Raw genomic sequence first — 14672 nt, 5'->3', positions numbered from 1 at the left:
GGACGGGGCCGGGCGTCAGGCGCCGGTGCCGCGGAGCAGCTCCTCGAAGGACGGGACGTCGGCGAACGGGTCGGCCGGGCGCCGCTGGGCAGGGCGACCGGCGACCAGGTCGGCCAGCTCGCCGGCCGCACGGTCGATCCGGCGGGCCAGCTCGGCGTCCACCCCGCCGGCACCGGCCCAGTCCTCCGACGCGGCGAAGACGCCGGTGGGTGCGGGGACGGCGCGCAGGTAGGCGAACAGCGGGCGCATCGCGTGCTCGATGACCAGCGAGTGCCGGGCGGTGCCCGCGGTGGCGCCGAGCAGCACCGGCGTCCCGGTGAGGGAGTCCTTGTCCAGGACGTCGAAGAACGTCTTGAACAGCCCGCTGTAGGAGGCCGAGAAGACCGGCGTCACCGCGATGAGCCCGTCGGCCCCGACGACCGTGTCGATCGCCGCGCGCAGCGACTCGTTGGCGAACCCGGTGACCAGGTCGTCCGCGAGGTCGCGGGCGTGCGTGCGCAGCTCGACGACCTCCACGGTCGCGTCGTCGCCCCGCTCGCGCAGGGCAGCGACGGTCGCGGCGGTGAGCCGGTCGGCCAGCAACCGGGTCGACGACGGGGTCGACAGTCCGGCGCTGACGACGGCCAGGGTGCGGGTGGTCATGCCGAGACCTCCTCCGGGGTGGTCTGGCGCGCGGCGACCAGCGAGGCGTGGGTGGGGGCGTCGGGCACGTGCGCGGGCTTGAGCGCGGCGAACTCGCGGCGCAGCACCGGCACGACCTCCTCGCCGAGCACGTCCAGCTGCTCGAGCACGGTCTTCAGCGGCAGGCCGGCGTGGTCGATGAGGAACAGCTGCCGCTGGTAGTCCCCGACGTACTCACGGAAGCCCAGGGTCCGCTCGATGACCTGCTGCGGGGAGCCGACGGTCAGCGGCGTCTCGCGGGAGAAGTCCTCCAGCGACGGGCCGTGGCCGTAGACCGGCGCGTTGTCGAAGTACGGCCGGAACTCGGCGATCGCGTCCTGGCTGTTCTTCCGCATGAACACCTGCCCGCCCAGGCCGACGATCGCCTGGTCGGCGGCGCCGTGGCCGTGGTGCTCGAAGCGGCGGCGGTAGAACTCCACCATCCGGGCGGTGTGCTCGGCCGGCCAGAAGATGTGGTTGGAGAAGAAGCCGTCGCCGTAGTAGGCGGCCTGCTCGGCGATCTGCGGGGAGCGGATCGAGCCGTGCCACACGAACGGCGCCACCCCGTCCAGCGGCCGCGGGGTCGAGGTGAAGCCCTGCAGCGGCGTGCGGAACTGCCCGGACCAGTCGACGACGTCGGTGTCCCACAGCCGGCGCAGCAGCGCGTAGTTCTCCACCGCGAGCGGCAGGCCGTTGCGGATGTCCTGCCCGAACCACGGGTAGACCGGGCCGGTGTTGCCGCGGCCCATCATCAGGTCGACCCGGCCGCCGGCCAGGTGCTGCAGCATCGCGTAGTCCTCGGCGATCTTCACCGGGTCGTTGGTCGTGATCAGCGTGGTCGCCGTGGACAGCTGCAGCCGCGACGTCTGCGCGGCGATGTAGGCCAGCGTGGTGGTCGGCGAGGAGGAGAAGAACGGCGGGTTGTGGTGCTCGCCCAGGGCGAAGACGTCGAGCCCGACCTCTTCGGCCTTCTTCGCGATGGTGACGATCGCCTGGATCCGCTCGGCCTCGGTGGGCGTGCGGCCGGTGGTGGGATCGGTCGTGATGTCGCTGACCGAGAAGACGCCGAACTGCATGTCGGTCTCCATTGGTTGAGAGTGCAACTACCGGCCGGTGCAACGCATCCGGTCGGTCGGTATTCCCCTCGCCCGCCTCCCTCGGAGGGAGGCGGGCACCGGACTGCGACGTGACTCACGTTCCCGATGTGATCGACGCGATTGTCACGGGACGGTAACGGCCCCTACGGTGGCTCACGTCCGGTCGGTCGTCTCGTCCCCGTTCGGGGAGCCTGGTCGGACGCCGCCGAGTCGTGTCCGCCGCCAGCGGACGCGAGCCGGGGACCCACCGCAGTACTGGGGTGAATCCCGCCCGCGAGCACGAGACGCGGGCCGGTAGGGCTGCTTCCCGCCCGAACCCGTCAGCTAACTCGGTAGGCGGCTCACGGAAGAACGGAGCTCGTCGCATGCCCCGCCCACGGGCCCTCGCGGCTCGCCGGCTCACCCGGCCGCGCGCACCTCGCGCCTCCTCCCCGGCCTGCTGACCCGGCACTCGACCGCGCCCGCCGGCACTCCGCGATCCGCCGACGCCCCCGTAGACCGCGCCGCCCCGGGCTGTCCTCTGCACGGAGGACCGAGCCCGCGCGCCCTCTCGCCACGGAGCCCCCCACCTGATGGACACCAAGCAGTTCCCGGCCGTCCCGGCCACCGACGCCCCCACCGACCGGACCACCCGCCGTCGCCTGCGGCTGCCCGCCCGCGGCCGCCGTCCGGCGATCCTGCTGGCCACCGCCGCCGCCGGCGCGGTCGTCGTCAGCACCGTCATCGGGGCCCAGCCGGCCGCCGAGGCCGAGACCGAGACGGTCCCGGCCTCGATGAGCGTGGCCGAGCAGCTCGGCATCACCGAGGAGTCGGCCCAGCAGCCGCTCGCCGCCCCGGCCGCCACCGAGCTGGCCCCGCTGCAGGACCTCGCCGCCTCCCGCAGCGAGCGCCAGGCCGCCGAGGTACAGGCCGCGCAGGCGCAGGCCGCCGCGGAGCAGGCCGAGCTGGACCGCCAGGCCGCCGAGAAGGCCGCCGCCGAGCAGGCCGCCCGCGAGGCCGCCGAGAAGGCCGCGGCCGAGGCCGCCGCCCGTGAGGCCGCGGAGCGCGAGGCCGCCGAGAAGGCCGCCGCATCGGCTGCGGCCCCCGCCGCGTCGTCCGCCGCGCCGCGGGGCTCCTTCAAGGACTACGCGATGAGCAAGGTCGGCAGCGCCCAGCAGTTCAGCTGCCTGGAGAACCTGTGGGGCAAGGAGAGCGGCTGGAACCCCGACGCGCAGAACCCCAGCAGCACCGCCTACGGCATCCCGCAGTTCCTGAACTCGACCTGGGCCAGCACCGGCATCGCCAAGACGTCGGACGGCTACCGCCAGATCGACGCCGGCCTCATCTACATCGACAGCCGCTACGGCAGCCCGTGCGGCGCCTGGGCGCACTCGCAGTCCACCGGCTGGTACTGAGAGAGGACCCCGTCCTCCCCACCCCTCGCAGGCTCAGGGCGGGACCCGGGACGGGGCCGACGGCCTGCCGGGGCGCGCCGCGCCCGTCCGACGCTACGACCGAGGGGCCGTCCGCACGGGCGGTCCCTCGGTCGTTCTCAGTGGTGGTGCCCGCTCCGTCGGGGGAACCGGCGCCCGGCCGGAGGGCCGGTGACCACCGGTTCACCGCTGCGCGCCCGCTCGACGCGCGCGCGGTCGGCCTTCCCGGCGTCGCGCAGCGGCCCTCTCCATGGCCTGCCGCCTGAGACGGCGTAGACCCGCCGGGCCGGTTGGTCGCAGGAGGGACAGACGGCGGCGTCAGCGACGTCCTGCATGTCCCGTCGCAGGTCGAACGGGCCGCACTGCGGACAGCGGAACTCGTAGAGGGGCACGGGGGCGTCTCCTGCCGGTGCTGAGGGTCCGGGGCGGGGCCGCCGCCCCGGACCGGGATCGGTCAGTCCGCGACCAGCTCGCGACCTCCGCCGGCACCCTCCGGCAGGAGACTCCGGTCGAAGATCGACAACGGGATGCTGAGCGAGACCGCGCTGTTGGGGATGTCCACCACGCCGCCGATCCGGCCGTCGATGGGCGCCGCCCCGAGGAACAGGTACGCCTGCTCGAAGGTCCAGTCCATCGCCGGCATCAGGTAGTTGATGGCGTTGAGGCAGGCTCGGCGGTAGGCGACCGTGGCGTTCATGTAGTAGTTCCGGCCGTCCTCCACGCTGATGCCCTCGAAGGTCAGGTACTCCGAGTAGTTCGGGCCGACCCGGCCGGGCTTGAAGAACGGCATGTCTGTCTTGTACCGCTCCATCCCGCCCTTGATGACGTCGAAGTGCAGGTCGATGAAGCCGGGCATCTCGATGGCGCCGCAGAAGGTGATCTCCCCGTCGCCCTGCGCAAAGTGGAGGTCTCCGATGGAGAACAGCCCACCGGGTACGAAGACCGGCATGTAGACCCGACTCCCGACGCCCAGGTCCTTGATGTCCACGTTCCCCCCGTGCTCCCGGGGCGGGATCGTGCGGCAGGCCTCGGCGGCGGCCCGTTCGAGGTCCGAGCCGCTCAGCCGGCCGAGGAGCGCGTCCTTCGGCTGCGGCGGGAGGGCCAGCGCCGGCACCTGAGGCGCGCCGGGTGTCTCGCCGCCGTGTGCGGGGATGTCCCCGGTCACCCGGTCGGGATTCAGGTCGATGAGGGCCTGCTCGCGGCGGTTCCACTCGGCGAGCAGCTCGGCGGAGGGAGCGCAGCCGAACAACCCGGGGTGGGAGTTGCCGATGAAGCGCACACCCGGGACGTGCCGGCTGGTGGTCCAGATGCCGTCGAGGTCCCAGATCGCCTTGGACGCTCCCGGGGAGTAGTCGGTGAGGAAGCCGCCCCCGTTCTCCTTGGCGAAGATACCGGTGTAGCCCCATGGCTGGACGTCGAACGGCCCGATGTCGACGATGTCGACCACCAGCATGTCTCCCGGCTCCAGCCCCTCGATCGCGAAGGGGCCGCTGAGGACGTGACAGGGGTCGAGGTTCATGGTGCGGATGTCTTCGGCGTCGTCGCTGTTGCGGACCTGGTCGTCCGTCCAGTCCTTGCACTCGATCCGGTAGGTGGCGCCCAAGCGGACCGTGTTGGCCGGCGGGATGTCCGGGTGCCAGCGGTTGTGTCCGGGTACCGCCTGCTGTGCCATCGGCACGCTCAGGTCGCGGTTGATCTCGAAGATGACCTCGGGCACGGGAACTCCTCGGGTGCGGTGCGGAAAGGGGAGCGCGGCGACGGGCGCGCCCGTGCGCCGGTTGGTGCGGGGATGGTCGGGCCGACTTCCGGAGGACCACCCCGGTGCCGGGGCACCACGAGGCGCCCCGGCACCGCGGTCCGTCAGTAGGTGGAATGGGGAACGCCCATCCCGGGGTCGATCCGGGTCGGCCCCGACGCCGAGGGAGTGACGTCGAAGTCGAAGATCGCCGTCGGGATGTAGACGGTGGAGCAGGAGTTGGGGATGTCGACCACCCCGGACAGCCGGCCCTCGATCGGCGCGGCCCCGAGGATCATGTAGGCCTGCTCGGGCGTGTAGCCGAACGTGGTCAGGTAGTCGATGGCGTGCAGGCAGGCGCGCTGATACGACAGGTGCGAGTCCAGGTAGCGCTGCTCGTCGTCCAGGGTCACCGAGGTGCCGGAGAAGGCCAGCCACCGCTCGTACCGCGGGTCGACGTTGCCCGGCATGAAGATGGCGTTCTCGCCTACGCCGTAGGTCGCCATGCCGCCCTTGATGAGGTCGACGTGGAGGTCGATAAAGCCGCCCATCTCGATGGCGCCGCAGAAGGTGATCTCCCCGTCGCCCTGGGAGAAGTGCAGGTCACCCATCGACAGCTTCGCGTCCGGCACGAAGACCGGGTAGAAGACCCGGGTCCCTCTCGTGAAGTTCTTGATGTCCTGGTTGCCGCCGTTCTCGCGCGGTGGCGCGGTGCGGGCGGCCTCCGCGGCGACCCGGTCGAACTCCTCGCCCTCCAGTCGGCCGAGGATCGCCTCGTCCGGCAGCGGGGGGAGTGCCAGCGGCGGCACCCGGTCGGGATCGGTGGCGATCAGCGCGCGCTCCCGCCGATTCCACCGGGTCAGCAGGTCCGCCGAGGGCGCCGTCCCCATCAGGCCAGGGTGGGTGATGCCGGTGAAGGACACTCCGGGGATGTGCCGGGACGTCGCCCGCTGCCCGGAGAAGTCCCAGATGACCTTGTACGCGTCGGGGAACTGGTCGGTGAGGAAACCGCCGCCGTTCTGCCTGGCGAAGATGCCGGTGTAGCCCCAGCCCTGGCCGGCCAGTGGGCCGGAGTCCTCCTGGGGGATGGGACCGAGGTCGAGGATGTCGACGATCAGGAGGTCCCCCGGCTCAGCTCCCTCGACCGCGATGGGCCCGCTGAGCCGGTGCACCGTCGGCAGCGGTGCGTCGCGGACGTCGTCGGCCGAGTCGTCGTTGTGGATGGCCCCGTCGAACCACTCACGGCAGTGCACCCGGAAGGTCTGCCCAGGGCGGACGCTGACCTCGGCCGGGATGTCGGGGTGCCACCTGTTGTGGCCCGTGTACTTCTGCTCGGTGAACGGTTTCGTGGAGTCGAGCGGGAACACGACGTCCGGCATGGCTGACCTCCAGGTCTGAGTGGTCCGAGCGGCGACGGCGGAGTCGAAGGGCGCCGGCATCACCGCCTGCGGTCTGTCGGGACGTCGGTCGTTCCTCGCGCGGTCTGCTCCTCGGTCGCGGCGACGTTGCCGTACACCCGCGTGGACGGCGTCGCGGCCCCGGCAGCGGCGACCTGTTGGGGGGACTCGCCCTCCCGCAGTTCCGGTGCGGGAGCCGTCGCCGGTGTCGCTCGCGGTTGCCGCAGCGGACCGTAGAGGCCCAGCGACAGCACGCAGAGGGCGGCGAGCACGATTGCCGCCGTCCTCGTGTTGGGTGCCCACACGCCGACGAGCAGCATGAACGCGGGAACGGCGCAGGTGATGACGCCGGCGATGACGGCGACGGCCCCGGTGAACCGGGTCAGCTCCTCTCGCTTCAGCCCCAGCACCAGGAAGAACAGCCCCCACAGCACCGCCCAGTACAGCCAGATGACCCCGAAGGCGGGGTCGCCGAAGCGGCCGAAGTTGAGGCTGGCGTACACGATGGCGCACGCCGCGACGAACGCGGAGAACCACCCGAGCCCGGTGCCGTCCAGGCCGCCCAGGAGGTTGAACCCCACGTACAGGTACGTGAAGCCGAAGAGGTAGAGGCCGGAGGCGGCGAGGATCGTGTCGGCGTCCCCGCCGGACGTAAAGATCAGGTACGTCGGCGTGATGACCTGCAGCCCGCCGACGAAGAAGTTCAGCGGTGCGGCCGCTCGGGCGTCGACCCGCCCCAGCAGCATCAGACCGTTGACGACCAGGACCGCTCCGACGTACAGCAACCCGACGCTGCCCATGTCGCTCCCCTCCTCGTGGAGTCGCTCAGGCGTCCTCTCGGTGTCTGGGGTGGCCCGTCCGGAACGGCTGTCGTCAGGGACGTGGCAGTCGTCGCAGGGCCGGGTTCCGCGCCACTGCCGCCGCTCCCGGCCCGCCGGGCCGGGGTGGCGGAGCGGACACGACGTCCGGTTCGTCGCGCGTCCGTTCGGTGCGGTCGATGACCTCCCGCCGGGCCGGGGACCCGAGCGAGAGCCGGGGTACGGTGAAGACCCGTGTCGCCTGCAGGTCGCATGCCGGGCACGGCACCGCCGCGTCGGCCGTGCCCATGGCGCGGGTGACCTCGGTGAGGCCGTGTTCGGTGCAGCGGTAGACGTAGACGGCCACCTCGGCACCTCCAGGCCGCTCCTGACCCGAGCACTCCCGGGGGAGCCCGGGAGGACGGGCACGCTTCACCGGGTGCATCCGGGGGTCAAGCCCCTGCCGAGCCCCCGCCCACATCCCCCACCCGGCACGCGCACTCCCCGGCGCGCCGTGACCCCGTGGGGAGACGGGCAGGCGCCCCGTGTCGGGGAGGCCGGGCGGCCGTGGGTGGCCTGCTCGGAGCCCGGGAGGCGACGGAGGCTCGCGTTGCGTGATGAGCGAGGTCGCCAAGCGATCGACGCTGGCCTCATCCGCATCGAAAACCGATACGGCAGCCCGTGCAGCGCCGGCTCGCACTCGCAGTGAACCGGCTGCTACTCAGCCGGCCCGCCGACCGGCAGGGTGGCTGAGTAGCACGCACAGGCGGCCGCCCCACTCCAGGAAGCAGCTCTCGGTCGTCAGGTCAGGCCCAGCTGGCGGAGGCGCTCGGTGGTGCCCTCCAGACCCCACATCTCGACGATGCGGCCCCCGTGGAGGTGGAAGAGGTAGACCTCGTCGATGGCGTCGAAGCGGCGACCGGTCGGCGGGTGGCCGAGCCATGCGCCGGTGTGGGTCCCCGAGCAGCGGACCGTCCGGCGACCTGGTGGTCCTCCGCGACGAGGGTGAACACCTCCGTCTGTACGTCGGGAAACGAGGCGCGGAACGGCGCGACCCACTCCCGGGCGGACGCCGCGAGGGCGGGGGAGAAGACCTCGTCGGCCACGTCGAGGTCGCCGGTGTTGACCATCTCCGCCACGAAGCGGCGGACGACGTCCTTGTCGGCTCGTGACACGGTGCGCTCCTCGGGTGCGGGTCAGGCAGTGCGGGGGGAGTACATGATCACGGCGACCCCGCCGAGGCAGATCAGCGCCCCGAGGACGTCGAAGCGGTCCGGCCGGTAGCCGTCCAGCGCCATGCCCCAGGCCAGGCTCCCGGCGACGAAGACGCCGCCGTAGGCGGCCAGGATCCGGCCGAAGTGGGCGTCCGGCTGCAGCGTGGCGACGAAGCCGTATGCGCCCAGGGCCACCACCCCGAGGCCGATCCAGAGCCAGCCGCGGTGCTCGCGCACACCCTGCCAGACCAGCCAGGCGCCGCCGATCTCGAGCACGGCAGCGGCGAGGAACAGGGCGATCGACCGGGCGACGAGCACGGGCGGATGCTCCCAGGCGGGGCGGTGCCGGGTGCGGGGGCGTGGTGGAGTCGGGGGCGTGGTGGACTCGGGGGCGTGGTGGACTCGGGGGCGTGACCGTCCACGCCGTCCCGTCCGCCTTCGTCCGCGCGCACACCCAGGTGCGGCGGCCCTCCTCGGTGCCGGAGGTCCGGCTGCACGTCGCCGACGACGTCGTCGCGCTGTGGGAGGCGATGGAGGCCGCGGACGGCGGGGCGGGGGAGACCCCACCGTTCTGGGCCGCCGCCTGGCCCGGTGGACAGGCGCTGGCCCGCTTCGTGCTCGACACCCCGTCGGTGGTGGCCGGGCGGGCCGTCCTGGACCTCGGCTCCGGCAGCGGGCTGGTGGCGCTGGCCGCGCGTCTGGCGGGCGCCCGGTCGGTGCTGGCCAGCGACGTCGACCCGTTCAGCCGGACGGCGGTCGGCGTCAACGCCGGCCTCAACGGCGTCGACGGGATCAGCGTCACCGGCGACGTCCTCGGCCGGGACCCGGTCGGCATCGACGTCGTCCTGGCCGGTGACGTCTGCTACGACCGGGAGATGACCGAGCGGGTGCTGCCCTTCCTCGACCGGGCCCGCGCGTGCGGCTGCGCGGTCTACGTCGGCGACCCCGGCCGGCCCTACCTGCCGCACGACCGGCTGGAGGCGGTCGCGGTCCACGACATCCCGGAGACCGAGGGGCCGGGGCTGCGGCGGACGACGGTCTGGCGGCTGCCCTGAGCGGCACGGTGCACGTCGGGACGTCGGGCTGGAGCTACGACCACTGGGACGGCGTGCTCTACCCGCCGGGCACGCCGCCGCGGGACCGGCTGGCGCACTACGTGCGGCGCTTCGGCACCGTCGAGCTCAACGCGAGCTTCTACCGGTGGCCGCGGACGGCGACCTTCGCCTCCTGGCGCCGCCGGCTGCCCCCCGGCTTCCAGCTCTCGGTCAAGGCCCCGCGCGGGCTGACCCACGCCAAACGGCTGTACGCCCCCGAGACGTGGGTCGGCCGGCTCACCGCGTGCTGGCACGAGTTGGGGGACAGGCGCGCCGTCCTGCTGGTGCAGCTGCCGCCCACCCAGGCCCGGGACGACGCCCGGCTCGACTTCTTCCTCGGCCTGCTGCCGGACTGGATGCGGGTCGCGGTGGAGTTCCGCCACCCCAGCTGGCACGACGAGGGGGTGTACGCCCTGCTCGAACGGCACGGCGCGGCCTACTGCGTGATGAGCGGCGCCGGCCTGCCGTGCGTTCTGCGGGCGACCGCGCCGTTCGTCTACGTGCGTCTGCACGGCCCGGACGACGCCCACCTCTACGCCGGCTCCTACCCCGACACCGACCTGCGCTGGTGGGCCGACCGGATCGGTGAGTGGACGCGCGACGGCCGTGACGTCTACGCCTACTTCAACAACGACGGGTACGGGCACGCGGTCCGGAACGCGGAGACCCTGCGGGCGCTCATCCCGTCCTGAGTCGTGCGAGGTGCGGAGCAACCGTCGCCCGGGCGACTGCGGGGACGTCTCCTCGTGGCTCCACGGCTGTGACCATGCCGCATGGGTGCCGTCGCGCCGACCTCGTGCAGCCACTGCTCGGAGTCGCTGGGGGAGCGCGGAGAAGCCGCCCGGCGTCGAGGCGGACCACCGTCAGGTGCGATCCCCCAGCTCCGAGGACATGGGTCCTCTCCCTGGGGTGGCGCTGCGTCTCCACCGGAACGCGATCCAGGTCGGCTCTGCCAGCGGTGCACGTGACCTCGCACCGCCTGGCCGGGATCAGATGTCGAGGTCCTCGACGTGGGGGCTGCCGCCCTCCCCGGTGAGGGTGTCGTAGAAGTCGGCCGGCATCTTGTGGCGCAACTCCTCGAGAGTGTCGGCGACGTCGAGGGTCTCCTCGGTCGCGCCCCACCACCAACCGCGGGAGGCCTCGCGCCGGAGTGTCTCCCTGAGTCCCTGCGTGAAGTCGCGCCAGTTCTCGGCCGGGTTCCCGCCGGGCTCGCGGTCCCAACGGTGCCAGTCCCAGTGCCAGCCGCCGCGCCAGGTCTCCGGGTCGGACCACGCCGCCCAGTCGGGCATCCGGCTCGTGTGCAGGGCGAACCTCCCCTTCGGTGTCCGGTAGACGCGGAAGCGCTCGATGCGCCGCTCGGTCGTGGGGTGTCGCCACTCGCCGAGCAGGACTCCCGAGAACCGCTGCTCGCGGCGGTCGTGACCGCTGCCCACCCGTACCGTCACCTGCTCGTAGCCGCCCTGGCGGGCCTCCTCGGCGTCGACGAACCGGCGCAGGGCGCGGGACACGGCCGCGGACAGGTTCCCGCCGGCCAGGGCCTGGGCCCGCTCGTACAGCGCGAGGTCGTCGTCGGACACGTAGATCGTCTTGTTGGGCACCAGGTCTCCATCGCTCGACCGCCACGAGGCCGGTATACGTATACGGCTATTGGATCCGCGTCGGACGTGGAGGTCAAGAGGTGGGGCTGGACAGGCACGACCGGCCGGCGGGCGCCGCGGGGTGCCGCGCGAGGACGCAGCCGCCCGCAGACCCCTCATTCGGTGGGTCTGCACCCGCACGTCGCGTCGTCGATCCCGTGGCCGGACAGTCGCCCTCGTGCGCCGCCGGCCCGCGCGGCCAGCAGCCCGTAGCCGAGCACGTTGGGCACCAGCGCGACGGTGTAGATGCCGGCCTGGACGGCGGGGCTGGCGACGTCGAGCCCGAACGGTGCGAGGGCGTAGTGGCCGAGGAACCCGCCGGTGTACGGCTCACCGCCGGCCCACTCGCGCAGGGCGAGCTCCAGGTCGGTGAGCGGGCAGGGTGCGCCGGCCAGGTTGACCGCGAGGATCGCCGCGGCCACCGGCGCGTGGACGATCAGCAGTCGTGGGTGGCGCAGCGCGACCAGCGCGCCGGTCACCATGAGGACGACGGCGAGCGCGTGCACCACCGCGACCAGGTGCGCCCACAGCACGCACCCAGCCTGGCACGCCGGGAGCGCGCCGGGGACCTCCCGGCGGGAGGATGGGGTCATGAGCGAGAGCGACGCGGGCGGCCGCGAGAGCGGGTCGGGCAACCGGGTGAGCCGGTCGGTCGAGGAGTTCGTCGGCCAACTGCGCAGCTTCACCGACCGGGCCCGCGGCGTGGTGCCCTTCTCGCTGCCGCGGCTGCCCTCGCCGCCCGGCGCGCTGTCGGCCGCCCAGCTGCGCGCCATCGACCGGGCGGTGCGCAGCCAGCGGCAGCAGATCGCGGCGATGACGGCCCAGCTGCAGGCCTTCGACGAGCAGCTGGCCGTCTTCGAGCGGATCCTCGACCCGCTGGTGGAGTGGAGCGCGACCTGGGCGCGGCTGGAGGAGTCGGTGGCCGACCTGGTCCGCCGGCCCGGCGACCCGGCCGACCCCGACGACGGGACGGCGGGGACGACGCCGCGCGCCTGAGCTACCGCAGGTCGCGCCGCAGCGGGTGGTCGGGCGGCACCTCCACCAGCACGATCCGCACGCCCTCGGGGTCGGCGACCCACGCCTCGACCAGGCCCCACGGCTCGGTCCGCGGGTCGCGCAGCACCGTCGTCCCGGCGGCCCGCAGCCGCTCGACCTCCGCGGCGACGTCGCGCACCTGCACCCACAGCGCCAGGCCGCGCGGTGGCTCGTCGCCGGACCCGGAGACCTCGAGCAGACCGTTGCCGAGGAAGAACACCACCCCGGGCTGGTCGGGCGGGCCGAACTCGCGGTACACCGCCAGGCCCAGGACGTCGCGGTAGAAGGCCTGCGACCGCGTCGGGTCGACCGGCCGGAGGAGGACCCGGCTGCTCAGCACGTCCACCGGGGCATCATCGCGGCAGGGCACGACCGAGACGAGGAGGACGCCGTGGCGCAGCGCTTCGAGTACCGGGTGGTGGAGATCCGGGAGGGGCTCCTCGGCGGGAAGATGTCGGGTGACAAGCTGGAGAAGGTGCTCAACCAGCACGCTCGCGAGGGCTGGCAGCTCAAGGCGATCACCTCGGTCGAGGTCAAGGGCCGGATCGGCCCGGGCGGCGTCGAGGGTGTGCTGGTGACGCTGGAACGCCCGACGACCTGACCCCAGGAGCTCCCGTGCCCGACGCCGTCGCGGCCCGCGCCCGGCTGCGGGCCGACTGCACCCGCTGCGCCGGGCTGTGCTGCGTCGCCCCGGCGTTCGCAGCCTCGGCCGACTTCGCGATCGACAAGCCGGCCGGGCACGCCTGCCCGAACCTGCGCGACGACGACCGCTGCGCCATCCACGCGCAGCTGCGCGAGCGCGGCTTCCCCGGCTGCACGGTCTTCGACTGCTTCGGCGCCGGGCAGCAGACGGTGCAGGTGACCTTCGCCGGCGCTCCGCACTGGCGCGACTCCCCGGCGCAGGCGGCGTCGGTGTTCGCGGCCTTCGGCGTCCAGCGGCTGCTGCACGAGCTGCTGTGGTACCTGACCGAGGCGCTCGCCCTCGACGCCGCGGCGCCGCTGCACCGGGACCTGGCCGCCGTGCACGAGCGCACCGCCCGCCTCACCACTGCCGGGCCCGACGAGCTCGCCGCCGTCGACGCCGATGCCATCCAGGCGGAGGCCGGCGCGCTGCTGCTGTCGGTCAGCGAGCTGGCGCGGGCCGGCGTCCGGCCGCGGGCAGGGGGCCGGCGCCGGGCCGACCGGCGCAACGCCGACCTCGCCGGTGCCGACCTGCGGCGCGTGGACCTGCGCGGCGTCAGCCTGCGCGGAGCCCTCCTGATCGGGGCCGACCTGCGCGGCGCCGACCTGCACCTGACCGACCTGCTCGGCACCGACCTGCGCGGCGCGGACGTGCGCGGCACCGACCTCTCCGGCGCGCTGTTCCTCACCCGGCGCCAGGTGGCCGGCGCCCGCGGCGACGCCACGACCCTGCTGCCGGCCGGCCTCGAGCACCCGGCGCCCTGGGGCGCGGCGTGAGCGAGCTCGCGAGCTCACCGATGGGCACAGCAGCGCCGCGAACGCGGCCGACGAGCGCCGGCGAGGAGGACTCGTGAGCGAGCTCGCGAGCTCACCGATGGGCACAGCAGCGCCGCGAACGCGGCCGACGAGCGCCGGCGAGGAGGACTCGTGAGCGACGACGCCCGCCGTTGGGTCGAGCGGCACCGCGGCGGGGCGGCGCCGGCCGACCTCCTCGCCTTCGCCGACCGGCTGCCCGGGGTCGAGGTGGAGGAGATGAGCGGCCGCTGGCGGGGCGCCGAGCTGCCCACGGGCTCACCGCTCGACGGCCTCCTCACCGCGCACCGCTGGTGGGGCAAGGAGGTGCGCGACGCCGACACGGTGCACCCGCTGCTCTTCCCCGACCGGGCGGGCCGGCCGGCGCCGATCGAGCCCGCGCCCGCACCGCTCGCCCTGCTGCGCCGCGCACCCGGCCTGGCCCGCAGCGCCCCGGCCCGGCTGGCGTTCACCGCCGTCCGGCCGCTGCTGACCACCCGCCGTCCCGCCGCCCGGCTGCGCACGGTGGTGCACCGCGGGGTGCCCACCGCGGCGCTGGTCTACGACCGGCTGCCGGTGGTCGACGTCTTCCGCCGGGTCTCGCCGGACCTGCTGCTCGGGCTCATGGACATGCGCGGCCTGCACGACCCGTTCGCCTTCCTGCTCGAACGGCCCTAGAGGTCGTCGTCCTCCGGCCGGACGCGGCGGCGCAGGAAGCCGGTGACCGAGCCGACCCGGTCGGTGGCCTGCCGCAGCCCGTGCACCAGCGGCAGCAGGTCGTCGGCGACGGTGCGCAGGGTGTTGGGCACGGTCTCGATGGCCGGGTCGTCGAGCACCCGGCCGACCCGCTCGAGCCCGGGGCGCAGCGCCCGCACCGGCTCCTCGAGCTCCTCGACCAGGCCCTCGAGCCGTTCGGCGGTCCGCTGCGCGGACGCGATGGTCTCGGTGGCCACGCGCGTGGCGGAGATGAGTTCGCGGACGGCGGCGTTGAGGTCCGCGATCGTCCGCGGCAGCTGCGCGAGCGCCTCGGTCTGCTTCTGCAGGACGTCGACCAGCTCGGACAGCCCCGGGATGCGCGGGAGGCCGAGACCGCGGAAGGGATCCACGTCCCCACCGTCGGG

20 protein-coding genes and 1 riboswitch are annotated in these 14672 nt (G+C 73.6%); of the genes, 7 read left to right on the top strand and 13 right to left on the bottom strand.

Going from position 1 to position 14672, the window contains the following annotated elements; genetic code table 11:
- Nucleotides 1-15 precede the first annotated feature (15 nt).
- The gene (locus tag ACU610_RS10250) at nt 16-642 is read right to left on the bottom strand and encodes an FMN reductase (protein WP_446767603.1); all 627 of its coding nucleotides are present in this window, start codon (nt 640-642) and stop codon (nt 16-18) included.
- The gene (locus ACU610_RS10245) at nt 639-1748 is read right to left on the bottom strand and encodes an LLM class flavin-dependent oxidoreductase (RefSeq protein ID WP_446767602.1); all 1110 of its coding nucleotides are present in this window, start codon (nt 1746-1748) and stop codon (nt 639-641) included. The genes ACU610_RS10250 and ACU610_RS10245 overlap by 4 nt, the downstream gene beginning before the upstream one ends.
- A gap of 202 nt (nt 1749-1950) precedes the next feature.
- Nucleotides 1951-2111: riboswitch (cyclic di-AMP (ydaO/yuaA leader) on the top strand.
- Nucleotides 2112-2329: 218 nt separating this feature from the next.
- Between ACU610_RS10245 and ACU610_RS10240 the strand changes: the two genes are divergently transcribed.
- Nucleotides 2330-3151 (top strand): aggregation-promoting factor C-terminal-like domain-containing protein, encoded by an 822-nt coding sequence (locus ACU610_RS10240; RefSeq protein WP_446767601.1) that lies wholly within the window; start codon nt 2330-2332, stop codon nt 3149-3151.
- A 137-nt stretch (nt 3152-3288) separates the two neighbouring features.
- Here the strand turns inward: ACU610_RS10240 and ACU610_RS10235 are convergent, their stop codons facing one another.
- The 7 genes from ACU610_RS10235 to ACU610_RS10205 all read right to left on the bottom strand — a co-directional run bounded on the left by ACU610_RS10235 (nt 3289) and on the right by ACU610_RS10205 (nt 8630).
- The gene (locus tag ACU610_RS10235) at nt 3289-3561 is read right to left on the bottom strand and encodes an FmdB family zinc ribbon protein (protein ID WP_446767600.1); all 273 of its coding nucleotides are present in this window, start codon (nt 3559-3561) and stop codon (nt 3289-3291) included.
- 62 nt (nt 3562-3623) lie between these two features.
- A complete protein-coding gene (fmdA, locus tag ACU610_RS10230; protein ID WP_446767599.1) occupies nt 3624-4886 on the bottom strand; it encodes a formamidase in 1263 nt (420 codons plus the stop codon).
- A gap of 143 nt (nt 4887-5029) precedes the next feature.
- Nucleotides 5030-6283: a formamidase gene (gene fmdA / locus ACU610_RS10225; RefSeq protein WP_446767598.1), complete on the bottom strand. Its 1254-nt coding sequence runs from the start codon at nt 6281-6283 to the stop codon at nt 5030-5032.
- A 59-nt stretch (nt 6284-6342) separates the two neighbouring features.
- Nucleotides 6343-7101 (bottom strand): AmiS/UreI family transporter, encoded by a 759-nt coding sequence (locus tag ACU610_RS10220; protein ID WP_446767597.1) that lies wholly within the window; start codon nt 7099-7101, stop codon nt 6343-6345.
- A gap of 73 nt (nt 7102-7174) precedes the next feature.
- On the bottom strand, nt 7175-7465 hold the full coding sequence (locus ACU610_RS10215; RefSeq protein ID WP_446767596.1) for a zinc ribbon domain-containing protein: 291 nt from the start codon (nt 7463-7465) through the stop codon (nt 7175-7177).
- Nucleotides 7466-7899: 434 nt separating this feature from the next.
- A complete protein-coding gene (locus ACU610_RS10210) occupies nt 7900-8157 on the bottom strand; it encodes an ester cyclase (RefSeq protein WP_446767595.1) in 258 nt (85 codons plus the stop codon).
- 137 nt (nt 8158-8294) lie between these two features.
- Nucleotides 8295-8630: a YnfA family protein gene (locus ACU610_RS10205; protein ID WP_446767594.1), complete on the bottom strand. Its 336-nt coding sequence runs from the start codon at nt 8628-8630 to the stop codon at nt 8295-8297.
- Between the two features lie 92 nt (nt 8631-8722).
- Here ACU610_RS10205 and ACU610_RS10200 point away from each other — a divergent pair, with 92 nt between their 5' ends.
- Nucleotides 8723-9367, top strand: a complete 645-nt coding sequence (locus ACU610_RS10200) for a class I SAM-dependent methyltransferase (RefSeq protein ID WP_446767593.1) — start codon at nt 8723-8725, stop codon at nt 9365-9367.
- Nucleotides 9368-9375: 8 nt separating this feature from the next.
- On the top strand, nt 9376-10098 hold the full coding sequence (locus tag ACU610_RS10195; protein WP_446767592.1) for a DUF72 domain-containing protein: 723 nt from the start codon (nt 9376-9378) through the stop codon (nt 10096-10098).
- Between the two features lie 297 nt (nt 10099-10395).
- Here ACU610_RS10195 and ACU610_RS10190 read toward each other — a convergent pair whose 3' ends face one another.
- Nucleotides 10396-11004 (bottom strand): EXLDI protein, encoded by a 609-nt coding sequence (locus ACU610_RS10190; protein ID WP_446767591.1) that lies wholly within the window; start codon nt 11002-11004, stop codon nt 10396-10398.
- 155 nt (nt 11005-11159) lie between these two features.
- Nucleotides 11160-11576 (bottom strand): DUF2784 domain-containing protein, encoded by a 417-nt coding sequence (locus ACU610_RS10185; protein ID WP_446767590.1) that lies wholly within the window; start codon nt 11574-11576, stop codon nt 11160-11162.
- A 58-nt stretch (nt 11577-11634) separates the two neighbouring features.
- Here ACU610_RS10185 and ACU610_RS10180 point away from each other — a divergent pair, with 58 nt between their 5' ends.
- A complete protein-coding gene (locus ACU610_RS10180; RefSeq protein ID WP_446767589.1) occupies nt 11635-12039 on the top strand; it encodes a hypothetical protein in 405 nt (134 codons plus the stop codon).
- A gap of 1 nt (nt 12040) precedes the next feature.
- Here ACU610_RS10180 and ACU610_RS10175 read toward each other — a convergent pair whose 3' ends face one another.
- Complete coding sequence (locus ACU610_RS10175; protein WP_446767588.1) at nt 12041-12424, bottom strand: VOC family protein; 384 nt, start codon at nt 12422-12424, stop codon at nt 12041-12043.
- 45 nt (nt 12425-12469) lie between these two features.
- Here ACU610_RS10175 and ACU610_RS10170 point away from each other — a divergent pair, with 45 nt between their 5' ends.
- The 3 genes from ACU610_RS10170 to ACU610_RS10160 all read left to right on the top strand — a co-directional run bounded on the left by ACU610_RS10170 (nt 12470) and on the right by ACU610_RS10160 (nt 14229).
- Nucleotides 12470-12679 (top strand): DUF4177 domain-containing protein, encoded by a 210-nt coding sequence (locus ACU610_RS10170; protein WP_446767587.1) that lies wholly within the window; start codon nt 12470-12472, stop codon nt 12677-12679.
- Between the two features lie 14 nt (nt 12680-12693).
- A complete protein-coding gene (locus ACU610_RS10165; protein ID WP_446767586.1) occupies nt 12694-13536 on the top strand; it encodes a pentapeptide repeat-containing protein in 843 nt (280 codons plus the stop codon).
- A gap of 150 nt (nt 13537-13686) precedes the next feature.
- Complete coding sequence (locus ACU610_RS10160) at nt 13687-14229, top strand: DUF4334 domain-containing protein (protein WP_446767585.1); 543 nt, start codon at nt 13687-13689, stop codon at nt 14227-14229.
- Here the strand turns inward: ACU610_RS10160 and ACU610_RS10155 are convergent.
- Nucleotides 14226-14657, bottom strand: a complete 432-nt coding sequence (locus ACU610_RS10155) for a hypothetical protein (RefSeq protein WP_446767584.1) — start codon at nt 14655-14657, stop codon at nt 14226-14228. The two genes, ACU610_RS10160 and ACU610_RS10155, sit on opposite strands and share 4 nt — an antisense overlap.
- Nucleotides 14658-14672: the final 15 nt, after the last annotated feature.

It is taken from the genome of Geodermatophilus sp. URMC 61, assembly GCF_052931555.1.
This window is presented reverse-complemented; position numbering and strand designations above follow the sequence as displayed.

What these genes read in the sequence shown, in the direction of transcription:
- ACU610_RS10250 (WP_446767603.1), bottom strand. Translation starts at nt 642, where the DNA reads ATGACCACCCGCACCCTGGCCGTCGTCAGCGCCGGACTGTCGACCCCG.
- ACU610_RS10245 (WP_446767602.1), bottom strand. Translation starts at nt 1,748, where the DNA reads ATGGAGACCGACATGCAGTTCGGCGTCTTCTCGGTCAGCGACATCACG.
- ACU610_RS10240 (WP_446767601.1), top strand. Translation starts at nt 2,330, where the DNA reads ATGGACACCAAGCAGTTCCCGGCCGTCCCGGCCACCGACGCCCCCACC.
- fmdA (WP_446767598.1), bottom strand. Translation starts at nt 6,283, where the DNA reads ATGCCGGACGTCGTGTTCCCGCTCGACTCCACGAAACCGTTCACCGAG.
- ACU610_RS10220 (WP_446767597.1), bottom strand. Translation starts at nt 7,101, where the DNA reads ATGGGCAGCGTCGGGTTGCTGTACGTCGGAGCGGTCCTGGTCGTCAAC.
- ACU610_RS10180 (WP_446767589.1), top strand. Translation starts at nt 11,635, where the DNA reads ATGAGCGAGAGCGACGCGGGCGGCCGCGAGAGCGGGTCGGGCAACCGG.